The following is a 12,725-nucleotide window of genomic DNA, read 5'->3' as shown; positions in this document are numbered from 1 at the left end:
AGAGTCAGCTTAGTAAAATATTTAACTTTCTGGAACTATCAGACTTGCAGACCACCCCAAAAAGCTATACTTAACGACAGGTCATTTTGGACTGGTGTTTTGAGGACTTTTTACGCCGGTGATGACAGAACCACCAAGCCATCGCAAAAACAGCAACTGAGGCTGCTCATTAAGGAGGCCGTTGAAGACTGTATGTCAACACCCAATACGGAGAGATTCCCCCGATTCATTAGTTCTCTACGATCGAAAAAAATTGGTGTCAGTGCATACATTCAATCCACAGGTCGAATTACTGGTCTTAGATTTCATTTTGGAATATTTACTAAACGAGGTATCAAGGGGTCAGCTTTGGGAAAAGACTATTGCTGGGCACAATTAGCCTCAACAGTAGCGTTTGAGGACAACACTGCCGTAAACACAGAAATTCTGAAACTGTCAGATCATCGTATTACAGAGTGGGTCAATCATCCGAGTGGTGGAAAAAAGTGGGCAACGGATATTGGTAATTTCTATAAAAATAAGATGGGGCATTCGAATAAAACCCTGGCTTTGAAAACTTCTGTAGATAGCTCTTCATCACCGGGCAGCCCAGAATCAATAACGCCAGACTTCCCGGAGAATTGTCCAGAGTGGCTTAAAAGTTACATTCGGGCAATTGTGCGAGCCGCCAATGCTGAGCTGGCTAGAGCCTACCAGCGTAAACAAGAAGAGATTGCCAGATCAAACCAGGTTCTTCTGCGACTGCTAGAAGACATGGTGAACATATTGATAAGTAAGCGCATCAAACAAGAGCTCTCAAAGGTTCCATCAATGGAACACCAGTAAAGCTTCTTACCCTCATCAAGCTCTCCCCCATTTAGACGGCCAACAACGGCAGACAAGAAATTTCATAAACAACCGTGGTTTTACTACTGGTTGCCCACCTGCCGTTTCTAGTACTATTGGTCGGATTATCAAAACTTATACCTCTGAGCTATCTGGACCCATGCTCCCCACTTGCAATATAAGGCAGTGGTAAATCCACGGGCGGTAGCGTCGTTTTTGATATGAAACGACAACAGTCTCCTCCAAGCTAGCCAGAACTCTCATTCTCTCCTGTACAAATCCGCAGGCAGAAATCTCTACATTCTTCGTAAAATTCGACAGATTTCGAGTATTTTTATGACATTTCGCAAGATGCTCGACACTCTTTCGCGGTCATCGGCTCATGCCGTTTCGACGCTGGGTAACCGCAATAATCGTGTCAAAGAGTACCTCTACATCGAAACTGATGTAGAAAAAGCTTTCAAAAAAGCAATAACGACTATTGAAAGTAATGATGAGATTATCTTTCTCTGCGGTAGCTCCGGGGATGGAAAATCAGAGATTCTGACACGCTATTACGATCAATATCACAATAAGATCACTTTTCATCTGGATGCAACTCACAGTTTTCAACCAGATAAAGACGCCATTGCCACACTGGATGAACTATTTACTCAGCATATAGCGTCTAATAAGCCACTGATCGTCGGCATCAACACAGGGATGCTGTTTAACTACAGCGACTGTGGCTCTGACGAACATATCGATATTCGTAGTTCCATCAAGCACTACCTTTCCGGGAAACAGAAAAATAACCAGCCGTCGAAACACACATTCATTAACTTTGAGGATCACCCAAAATACGTTCCTGTTGATGATGCAATTCTTTCCCCTTTTATACAGGAAGTGCTTTATAAGCTCACTCAGGCCAGTGGGGAGAACCCATTCTACCAGGCATGGAAAGCAGAGCTGAAAGAGAGTGATCCTATTCTTCACAGCAACTACGTCATGCTTCAGCAGAAGCCAATTCAGAAGCTCATCATTCAGACACTCCTGAAGTTACGACTGAAAAGCGACTTCTTTCTGACAGCCAGAACCATTCTTGATGTCATCCATCAGTTGTTAACAGGCCCTAAATACCTGTTTGATAACCTATTTGCGTCGGATACAACCGACCTTTTCCGTAACCTGCAGCAATTTGATCCGTGTAATATCCGGTCAAAAGAAATCGACTTATTCCTTATCCAGAACTCACTGGAGTTTGAGGATAGTGAATTTTCGGCCTTCAAAAACCATATAGAAGAATGGATCGATCCTGATCAAATAAAAAATCAACCAGGAAGCTGGTTACGCCTATTTTATTTATTTAAAGATATTGAGCTTCAGGGACTCAGCCCTCAAGCGCAGTACCATCGTAAATTCAGTAACAACTTCAATAATGAATTGATTGAAGAATATACACACATTTGGCTGCTACACAGTAACTTTGAAGGCGATGCAGATCAAAGAAGCGCTCTCAGAGCGTTTTATAGCAAAGAACTTATAAAAGCACTGCTACGTTTTGCCAACCGTTTTGCTCCTCAGCTGAGTGATAAGAGTCAAATTTTTCTGAATCATCTGAATGGATATACGATATCTGCAAAGGTCGATATCAGAGCAAGCCTTAAGCGGGTTCAGGAAGAGCGCCCGAAAAAACTGGGCTACTTTAATGCCTACTTGAAGCTTGATGACCATGACCTCGCTCCACTACCCGTTTCCGTCAACTTTCTGGATCTGATTTGTAAAATAAATCGCGGATACCGGCCAAACCGACACGACAAAAACGTGATAGTCCTGTTGGAAGAAGTCATTGAAAGCATTACTGCCAAAGTAAGACACAAAGATCGTATCCAGATCACCAAAGACTCGGAAACCTGGTCGCTGATTAATGATATGGAAGAGTATGAGATCAGGGTGGAGCGCTAATATGAACTTATCACAACAAATTATTAATGCTCTGAGTACCGCTTATTCAGGTAGCAAAGAAAAAAACAATCTATTTACTTATCTGCCCTACCGGAACAAAGGAAATCGCTTTGATTATGCAATCACTGCAGGCCATACCCTAGGGTTAATCATTGGCAAAGAGCTCAAGCCCAGCTTTCGCTTTGAAAAATTTCAATCGAAGTGTCTTGATGAAATAGGCAGCCTGTTAAGTGAAGAGAGTTTTCTGGATCATCTGGAAAAGATGTATTTTGAGAATAACGCACTTCAGCTTGTGGCACCCGACTTTTTACTACTAAGACAAAGTGAAAAGCCACCCAGCGCCAGTAAACATCTCAGTGAAATCTACGAGAGCTTCATGGCCTTCAGTCATGTCGATGCAGCGCTGGACAGCCACCCAAACTTTGTTGAGACGATTATTCTCAAGCAACTCCAAGGGCACTTGAAAGATAGAAAGCCCAATGAAAAGCAGTACCCATACCTGCCTTATATTGCGGAACTGTTTGTCAAAGACCTTTCTTTCCTATGCCATAAAACCGACTACCTGCTGCAATATAGTGACCAGTTCCTGGAACTGTATAACTTTATTTATTGTTCACAAATGGCTCTAAACATTAGAGGGTGGAAGTCGGGTCAACCTGGCAGCAAGCCTCTGTATTTTATTTTGGATAATGAGAAAGCAGGCCAGGAAAGAACAGAGATTCATCGTAACGGTTTCCTGCCACTGTACAAATCATCTGAGGCCTTGTTTCCCATTCTCTCCATGCTCGACCGACTCAACCGAGATGGTGATAAAAAATACCCTCTCTGGAAATTTGCGGAAGCAATCCAGGAAGCAGATATTGAAACCCAGATGAAAGTTACTGAGATCATCAATGCCTGGGCAGAGAATTTTCGGGATAAAAATGGCTTGAAGGTAAAAGAAGGCACATCTGAGAACCCCGCCATCAATGCATTGGAAGTCCTTATTCAGTATGCGCAGGATCAATTTGATACCCAGTCTTCCTCACGTCATGAAATCAGGACCGCCTACCAGAAAGAGTTTGAGAAGCAGGTCTGTCGGCACTTTGTGCAGTCACGGGGTCGAAGTGGTCGAGTGCTGGTGCTCAGTCAGGATTACCTGCTGCTACTGACCAACCTGATAGTGGGGAAACAGCAAAAGGTTCACTTTCAGGAGCTGCTAAAAGGTTTTCGCGACCGGGGCGTTTGCTTTGACAAACAATCAGAAAAAAGCCTGCTCACATTTTATGACCGTGTAGGCAACGTCGATCGTTTAAGCGACAGTGGAGATGCCGTATATGTGCGCAGCACTATTTGAACAGTTTCTGACTAACCGGCTAACCCTGTGGCTGGAGAGCAAGATCACGCCCGGATCTCGCTATCAATTCCAATCTCCGGACGCAAAAAACACCCAAAGCCTGTTTAACGCTCTGAAAAGCAAAGCGGATGACTTCATCCTCCTAGAAGACACACAGCTACCCTATATCCAGATCAACGGCATTCGGCTGATTTTTGTTGCTCATGCTGATTCAAATCAGAAGCTCGCCTCCAGATTCAGCGAAAACTACATCTCCATGCTAAGGGATACCATTGCAGGTCAATCAGCCCCTCTGGAAGGTTGTGCCTTACTGGTTCTCCATAACAGTCTCTTAGACACCCTGATTAACAGTGCCGAAGATCTTGCCAGCCCGGGGTCAGTCTGGGCTCCGAAGACCGTAGAAACTAACCTGGTTGATTACGCTGACAGTCAAATTACAGGTCAGCGCCTGATTAAAAATCTACTGGCCTGGCAAACATCGCTGATCCACGAGGAAGGTGGCAGTATGTTTGGCTTTGAGCCTCTGTTCAAAACCATCTCAACGGGAGGCACACCCGACCTCCGTAATCTTGGCTTGTTACCTGATGCTGCGATTAGTACGGGCAACTGGAGCGATAAGCAGATTATCAAGCGACTTGAAGATAATCGCCGATTGAAGCAGGAAATTGCTGATGTTATTGAACACTTCCCAGAGGAGGTCAGCGAGCGGCTTCCCGACCTTGGCGATAAATTTATCAAAGAAAATATCACGCGTCAGGGAGCAGACTTCACAACCGTCGATATCGAGAATTACTGGAACGAAATGGATGAACAGAAGCAGTTCGCTCTGGCATTTCACTCTCTGGAAGTCGACGATAGCTGCAAGCTCACTGGCCCAAGAAATGCCAGCAGTACCGCTGCAGGTAAACGCAAAAAGCATCTGATAATTGAAGCCCCAAGAGGCACCAGCGAAGTAAAAATCAAAGTCGTCTTTCATGGAAGTGATATTAAAAGGGAACAGTTTGATATCACCGACAATGACGACCTGGAAAAATTGCCATTAAAAGGCACAACGGGCAAAGGCAAGTACCACCTCAGCTGTGATATTCCATGGAATGGCTCACCAACTTTTTTGACGTTACGGCTGACCCGCACCAAAAACAGTGAACGCCACAGCTTCCATATTTTGATTCTGGAAGAAGGGACCTTCCACGTTGAGGCATTTGCCAATAAATTCCTGGTCAACCCGAAAAAAAAGCACAAGTGCATTGTGCTTCAAACGGACGAACATGAGCTGGTGATCAACCCGGAGCTCTCTGATAAGAAACTCTTGTCTGATAACGAAGACTCTATCTCTTGCGATGAGTACGGCGTCATCAATTATCAAGAACCCTATGAGCAGTCAGAAGTGGTTCTTTTTGATGTAACCTCTGGCCTGAGTAGCCTGACCTTCCAAATTGAGGGTGAAGTCAGTACAGACTCTTTGACACTACCGCTGCTGCTGGATGAAAACCGGTTTAACCGCCTGTTTAACGACCACTACAATGGTCAATTCATTCCAGCCAAAAGCAAAGTCATCCTTGATAACCAGGAAAACAAAACCGTAGGTCCTCGTCAGAAGCTTCTGGAACTGGAACACAGACTCGTCTCTGAACGTATTCTGTTTTTATCTGCCACCGGCCATAGTGACCTGACCAGTGACGACATCAGTCGCATCGCGCCCGACTTTGCCAGTGCCGCCAGTGAATTACTGGACTATCTCAAATCCCGTCAAACCCTGGTCTCTCTCTGTTCATGGGGCAAAGAGTTCAGAGATCGAGCCAAAGCGTATGTCACAACGTACCTTGAATACCTGGAAAGTATCCCACTGGACAGAAGCCTGAACAGTGATGCCCGTACACTGCTGAAAGTTGGCTTTGTGGAGCAGGAAAACCGGGAACTGATTTCTCCCTTACACCCACTGATCGTCGCTTACTATCTGAACCTGACTGAAAGTATTCTGAGCGATGGCGATGTGCACTCTTTTGGAAACCTGCCGCCCATCACCCGTAAGCGCCTTAACCCAAGGGGGTTATTGCCGTACGTCTTTTCGCTCAGATACGACTACTGCTATACGCAGGTGCTAGATGAGAATAGTTTCTGGCTGGATATTGTGCCTCAGCAGCAGACAAGCTATCAGTTTGTAGGCAAGCTGGTTAAAGAGAAAATTGAGGAATTTACTAAGACCTTCCGGGAGCTCTTTCAGCAGGTAAACTCTGCACCACTGATCATTAACTCCATTAACAATGGAGAAAATATCGAGTTCTTCCAAGGACTTATCAGTTACTACCGCAGCCACCTGCTCAATAGCCATTGTATTCATATCAATCTGTACGATGACGACCTGACAGAAACTGAATTTGATCGTTTTGCTGAAATGGGCTCATACGATCAGATCAAGCAAGTCTATCGACTGGATAAAGGCAGCGCACGGGAAAACGCCGATACCATTATCGATCTTCTGCGTACTCGTCTCTCCTTCAGTAAGTTCCGGCATGACGATAAAGCGCAAGCTTATGCACACCTATCTTTCTTCAAAAATAATCAGAAGATTGATTGTGTGGACAAAGACTCTGAGCAGCATATTTCCGGCCAGGCCTGTGATGGGTTACTGAATGGCGAATCATCGCGCAGTGAACATGGCAGTTACTATACCGCCTTTGGTCTGGAGAACACCGACTGGCAAAGCCAACCTCATCTGCGGCTCGCCTTGCTTATTAACCGGTTGTTTAAGCCTGCAAGACAATCCAATACGCTGTATACCAAAAACAGTGCTATCGCTCTCGCGGTCAGTGATGAGTTCCGGGCAGCGCTGGACCGTTCCTATGACAGTTCTATCTGGACGACGGTTATCGACCCCAAGGTGACCCTGGATTTCTTCCACAGCAGCCAGAACCTGATCCTGATCCATTACTCCGACCAGTACACCAGCTCAGCCGGTTACGATGCCATTACCGTCACCCGCCAGACGGAGCTGTACCGGAAGATTCTCAATCAGCGCGGTAACAACCTGCTCAGTGAATACAATGCCTTTAACGGTGAATGGTTGCTGAAAACGGTGACTGACCAACCCACCGAGCACAAAGGCAAGCGCGGTATTATTGGCAGTTGGAAACTGGTCAGTGCCCTGCTGGCGCAGTCGGATATTACCTGGATTCCTTTATCCGTCGCAGAGATGATTCGAGTCTCTGGTAATGTCGGCCTGAAAATGAGTGAGAGTGACTTCTCCCGTTACCATCAAGGCAACCAGTTTTCAGGGAAAATTTCCGACGACATTCTGTTTGCCGGTTTCAGGGATGGAGAACTAATTCTGCTCCCCGTAGAAGTGAAAACCGGTCATTACGGTACAGGCCACACGGCCCTGGAAGGTGCCCGAACACAGGCCAAAGCACTGGGTAAATACATGGTGGAAGGACTGCTGGCACCCAGAACCCTTGAAGGCCGCCTCTACCGCGGATTGTTTATGCGGCAAATCCTGATGCAGATTGAAAAGTATCAACTCTATCAGGTCTTTAATCACAATTATTTTAATAGTCTTCTGGCCCAGCGGGAGCTGTGGTTGAAGGGGGACTATCAGCTGGCCACACTGCCAGGATACCCGGCAGGTTTAGTCGTGGTGCACCGAGAAGACGATAATTGCACACGCACCACCGCACAGGTCATAGATAATATTCTCCAGCTGGAAATGCCCTATGCCTACCTGGACACCCTGGTGGGTAGCCCTTTAGCAGAGCTGCAAAGCCTGCTTGCCAATACGAATCAACTCGGTATTCCTGCATCGGCTTTTATGTCGTTAGGGCTGGTCAGTCAACGTGTAATCCCTTTGACCAATGAGGTATTGCACATTGAAGATAATGAAGAGTTTGAAGATGAGTCTACAGAGCTGGACCAACATGAGCTGTTTGATGAACTAAGCCGTGCGCTGGAGGCAGACCTTGGCGCCGATAACACAGATACACCTATTAGCGGAGCCAATCAGGAGACTGTTCACACCGATCAAACACAATCCAGCGGCAACACTCTGGCTTCAGTCGAGCCAAAAGCAACAGAAGAGCAGCAACCATTCGCGAACGAAGAACCGCTGCGCGTACTGTTCGGTACCGAACTGGTCACCGAGCTCCCAATATATTGGGAGCCAACCAATACCGATAAACTGTTTAATCCCAACACGGCCATTATTGGCACCATGGGAACCGGGAAGACCCAGTTTACCAAAAGCCTGATTACCCAGCTGGTTCGCAATCAGGCCCAGAATGTGGATGGCCAGCCCATCGGTATTCTGATCTTTGACTACAAGGCGGACTACATAAAGGACGACTTTGTTCAGGCAACCAATGCCAAAGTCTTTAATCTGTTTAACCTGCCATTTAACCCACTGGCTCTGTTTGGCAATAAGCCCATGCTACCAGTACATACTGCCAACCTGTTCAGAAATACACTGGCTACGGCGTATAACCTTGGTAACAAACAGAAAAACAAGATCAGTACCTTAATTTTGGAGGCTTATGACAAGGCTGGTATAAAACCACAAGATCCATCTACCTGGAGCAAACCGACTCCGACTGTACAGCAGATCTGGGAGTTGTTTATGGAGCAGGAAAAGGTTGAGGAAGACTCTCTGTATGCAGCTCTATTTGAGTTGATCAGCTTCCAAATCTTTCAACCTGACCCAAATGAAACACAATCATTGTACGACCTTGTCGATGGTGTCACGGTTATTAACCTTTCCGGTTATAGCACACAAATACAAAGCCTGATTGTGGCCATTACCCTGGATATTTTCTACAACCAGATGCATCTGCAGGGTAGTTCTAAATTTGAAGCACCATACCGGCAAATCTCCAAATTCATACTTGTGGATGAGGCGGATAACTTTATGAAACAGGACTTTGCCAGCCTGCGCATGATCATGAAGGAAGGCCGGGAGTTTGGTGTAGGCACTATTCTCTCTACCCAGGAGCTGAGTCACTTTAAAACCAGCGAGAACAACTACGCCAGTTACGTTTTAAGCTGGGTGGTTCATAAGGTAAATGAGATCAAAGCACAGGATGTGCGCACAGTATTTAAGACCAACAGCAAAGCCGATGATGATAAGGTTATCGAGCAGATACAGGGGCTGGAGAAACATACCTCTTTGTACCTTGGTGGGCAGGACAGAGTTCGTACCATTAAGGACAAGGCTTTTTGGGAGTTAATTCAAAAATAATGGAGCTGAATTTAAACGTATGGAAGCGTGGTAGTCAGCGAGCGGTTCATAAACCGCTCCTGCTATTATATGCGCTATCTCAGTACCAAAAAGGACATGATCGTTTTTTTACCTACAAAGAAATTGATGAGCCTCTGAGGGACCTACTGATTGAATTTGGCCCTTATCGGACATCGCACCATCCAGAATACCCGTTCTGGCGACTGCAGAATGATGGGATATGGGAACTGAAAAACCATGAAAAGGCTCAGCCCCGCTCCAGCAACATTGATGCGAAGAAATCAGAACTGTTGAAATATGGTGTTGCAGGCGGTCTGAACCAGAAAGAGTTTGATGACATTGTCAACAGTAAAGACAAAATGGCTCGCGCAATTGGTGAGCTACTTGAAGAGTTTTTCCCTGAGACAATTCATGATGACATTATTGAGAAGTTGAATATTCAGGAATATCTCAACAAGCCTCATAAGCGTGATCCAAATTTCCGACAGGCAGTACTAACTGCATACGGCTATAAGTGTGCTATTTGTGGGTTTGATTGTCGACTAGGCCATGCGCCTATTGGCTTGGAAGCAGCTCATATACAATGGCATCAAAATAATGGTCCATCAACTATCGAAAATGGTATTGCTCTATGTTCATTACATCATAAAGCATTTGATCGAGGAGTTTTCACTATTAATGGCTGCTATCGGATACAGTTATCTACGAACGCGTATGGAGGAGAAATATATAAGCAGCTATTTTCAAAATTTGATAACCTGGAAATCAATTTGCCTAACTCTATTTTTTTACCAAGCAAAATTTTTTTAAAATGGCACACCTTAAACATATTTCAAAAGTAAAAACTGGACGAGCTGATTAATTCACCATGGATATAAAATTTAAAGAGTCTTGGGCTAGTTTTTCTAGCACCTTTGTAAAAACAATAAATAGATACTTTCGACCTCTGAGAAACTGGCAGAGATCATTAGGCATTATTCTGGGAAACTTCATATCAATATTAATTAATCCAAGCTATTTAATGTTCTCAATGATCGCAATAGGATTGGGAACTATGGGTATATGGATTACATTTTTCCCTTCAGGAATCGAAGGTAAAATCCCGATTTCTCACCACATAGACAATCTATCTGTTTTCACCTACTGTATAGCCACCCTAGGAAGCATGGCTGTAGAATATGTTTTTGAAGAAAAAAACAAAGAGCCCGAACCCGCGGATGATATTGAGAAAGTTCTTTCCCTTCATATAGTTTTCTTCCTATGGGCTATATCAGCACTTCTAGCATTTTATGCACTAAAATCTGATGATGGTATATTCTTAGGCCTAGGAAGTACTCTAATTCTTTGGCTTGTCGTTAATATTCATCGCCCCAAGTTTCAAGCAATCAATTTAGAGGCAACAAAAAACTTAGATTTGGACTATAAAGATGAAAACACGCAAAAAACAGAGATGGGAGGAAAAGGCTTATGAAAATTCCATGCATAAGAATAACCCAACCTATCGGTGATTTTTATCTTGCTTCTCTTAACACAGAGTTACTTAAAGATGTGACATATTCTAGAGCAGCTTCTTTTCGGGATGGGGAATTAACTGGCAACCAAAGATCAGTAAAGAAAAATAGAATTAATGAAATCAGAGAGTACATATCAACTCATAATGCAGCATTACCAAATTCAATTATAATAAGTGCCAATTTTGATGAAGATGATAATCTTGTGGTGGATCCAGACAAAAGATGGTATGTAGAGCAAGATGTTAACAACGAAGATATTTATCATATAAATATCCCAGATCCAAAGCTAAGAATTTGCTCAATTATTGATGGACAGCACCGAGTAAATGGGTTTAACAACTCTAGCGTAAGCATGTCTCTTCCATGCTCTATATTTATAGACTTACCACCACCATCACAAGCGTTAATATTCTCAACAATTAACTTCAATCAAAAGCCTGTTGATAAGAGCTTAGCATACCAATTATTTGGTTATCAGCTCGATGAATCCGATGCAATGTCATGGTCTCCTGATATTTTAGCCGTTAAAATTTCGCGAGAACTAAATCAAACGGGAGTACTCCAAGGAAGAATTGAACTAATAAAAGGATCAAAATCAAAAAATGACAACTGGACCATATCATCAGCTGCCTTTATAGAAGGAATAAACTCTTTAATATCTGGAAATCCTAGAAAAGACAAATATGAAGTAAACAAAAAGAAAATTTTAGGATATGGCTCGAGAAGCGATCTTAAAGACGACCCCAAATATCCTTTAAGAAAATTTTATATTGATGGCAATGATCAAGCCATTCTAACGATTATAGATCGATACTTTAACTCTTTAAAAAAATATTTATGGAAAAACAAAGATAGTGACAACATAATATTCAAAACTGTTGGAATCTCATCTCAATTTTCTCTACTCAAAGAAATACTTTCAAAAGAATTAGTTACACTAGACAGCTCTTTAAACTTTGATGGCACTATATCAAAACTAGAGGGGTTAGTATTTAACAGTGATCATTTCAGCCCAAGGACTGCAACAAAGAAAAAACTATTAGATACATTCAAATTATGTCTAGAAATAATAGAAGAAAGTGATGTTGATAAAGAAATAATAAACATAGTTAATAATCGCCCTCCTCCATCCAAATAGAAAGGGGCAAGCTAAAACCGCCCCATTATTTGTATAACTCCAGACCTGATCTGACAGCTACCGATTTTCAAGAAGGTGTCTGTCAGGTCAAGCTACGTTAACGAACTTTTCCATCCAGATCTTTTTACCATCAAGTAACGTGTCCATCGGCGTCCTGCCACAGCACTTCTTGCCTTGATGCGTACGCTCAGTATTGTAGTGATTCAGCCAGTCGTCCAGATCCTGCTGTATTTCTTCAATCGACCCGTAGAGCTTTCGTCTGAGCGCTGGCTGATAAAACTCCCGTAATATTGTTTTATGGAAGCGTTCACAAATACCATTTGTCTGGGGATGCCTTACCTTTGTTTTCGTGTGCTCGATCTCATTGATCGCTAGGTAAAGCTGGTAATCATGCTGTTCTGCTTTACCACAATATTCCGTTCCCCTGTCGGTGAGTACTCGTAATACGGGCAGCTCTTCACCAGCATAAAAAGGCAGGACACGATCATTCAGCAAGTCAGCAGCCGTGATCGGTGTTTTAGTCGGGTAAACCTTACACTGGGCGACTTTCGAATAGGTATCAACATAGGTTTGCTGATAAACACGACCGACGCCTTTGAACGTACCCACATAGAACGTATGTCATCACCGGCGTAAAAAGTCCTCAAAACACCAGTCCAAAATGACCTGTCGTTAAGTATAGCTTTTTGGGGTGGTCTGCAAGTCTGATAGTTCCAGAAAGTTAAATATTTTACTAAGCTGACT

At 43.7% G+C, this 12,725-nt stretch carries 7 protein-coding genes and 1 pseudogene; 7 read left to right on the top strand and 1 reads right to left on the bottom strand.

Annotated elements, in window-relative coordinates; genetic code table 11:
- The 7 genes from AK963_RS19090 to AK963_RS19060 all read left to right on the top strand — a co-directional run.
- The coding region (locus AK963_RS19090) for a hypothetical protein (RefSeq protein ID WP_238593781.1) at positions 1-825 on the top strand (825 nt) is incomplete at its 5' end.
- Between the two features lie 336 nt (positions 826-1,161).
- On the top strand, positions 1,162-2,769 hold the full coding sequence (gene dptF, locus AK963_RS19085; protein ID WP_066017031.1) for a DNA phosphorothioation-dependent restriction protein DptF: 1,608 nt from the start codon (positions 1,162-1,164) through the stop codon (positions 2,767-2,769).
- A 1-nt stretch (position 2,770) separates the two neighbouring features.
- Positions 2,771-4,105 carry a DNA phosphorothioation-dependent restriction protein DptG gene (gene dptG, locus AK963_RS19080; RefSeq protein ID WP_066017030.1) on the top strand — a complete coding sequence of 445 codons (1,335 nt, stop codon included), beginning with the start codon at positions 2,771-2,773 and terminating at the stop codon, positions 4,103-4,105.
- Complete coding sequence (gene dptH / locus AK963_RS35605; protein ID WP_066017029.1) at positions 4,086-9,329, top strand: DNA phosphorothioation-dependent restriction protein DptH; 5,244 nt, start codon at positions 4,086-4,088, stop codon at positions 9,327-9,329. The genes dptG and dptH overlap by 20 nt, the downstream gene beginning before the upstream one ends.
- Positions 9,308-10,171 (top strand): phosphorothioated DNA-binding restriction endonuclease, encoded by an 864-nt coding sequence (locus AK963_RS19070; protein WP_139117516.1) that lies wholly within the window; start codon positions 9,308-9,310, stop codon positions 10,169-10,171. The genes dptH and AK963_RS19070 overlap by 22 nt, the downstream gene beginning before the upstream one ends.
- A gap of 26 nt (positions 10,172-10,197) precedes the next feature.
- Positions 10,198-10,800, top strand: a complete 603-nt coding sequence (locus AK963_RS19065; protein ID WP_066017027.1) for a hypothetical protein — start codon at positions 10,198-10,200, stop codon at positions 10,798-10,800.
- The gene (locus tag AK963_RS19060; protein WP_066017026.1) at positions 10,797-11,981 is read left to right on the top strand and encodes a DGQHR domain-containing protein; all 1,185 of its coding nucleotides are present in this window, start codon (positions 10,797-10,799) and stop codon (positions 11,979-11,981) included. Before AK963_RS19065 ends, AK963_RS19060 begins: the two co-directional genes overlap by 4 nt.
- 87 nt (positions 11,982-12,068) lie before the next feature.
- Here AK963_RS19060 and AK963_RS19055 read toward each other — a convergent pair.
- Positions 12,069-12,599, bottom strand: a pseudogene (locus AK963_RS19055) (integrase core domain-containing protein); the annotation flags it as partial.
- Positions 12,600-12,725 lie beyond the last annotated feature (126 nt).

Origin of the sequence: Endozoicomonas atrinae, assembly GCF_001647025.1 — a bacterium.
Classification (GTDB): Bacteria; Pseudomonadota; Gammaproteobacteria; order Pseudomonadales; family Endozoicomonadaceae; genus Endozoicomonas; species Endozoicomonas atrinae.
This window is presented reverse-complemented; position numbering and strand designations above follow the sequence as displayed.

Coding starts and splice junctions, on each gene's coding strand:
- dptG (WP_066017030.1), top strand. CDS start 2,771: ATGAACTTATCACAACAAATTATTAATGCTCTGAGTACCGCTTATTCA.
- AK963_RS19065 (WP_066017027.1), top strand. CDS start 10,198: ATGGATATAAAATTTAAAGAGTCTTGGGCTAGTTTTTCTAGCACCTTT.
- dptF (WP_066017031.1), top strand. CDS start 1,162: ATGACATTTCGCAAGATGCTCGACACTCTTTCGCGGTCATCGGCTCAT.
- AK963_RS19060 (WP_066017026.1), top strand. CDS start 10,797: ATGAAAATTCCATGCATAAGAATAACCCAACCTATCGGTGATTTTTAT.
- dptH (WP_066017029.1), top strand. CDS start 4,086: ATGTGCGCAGCACTATTTGAACAGTTTCTGACTAACCGGCTAACCCTG.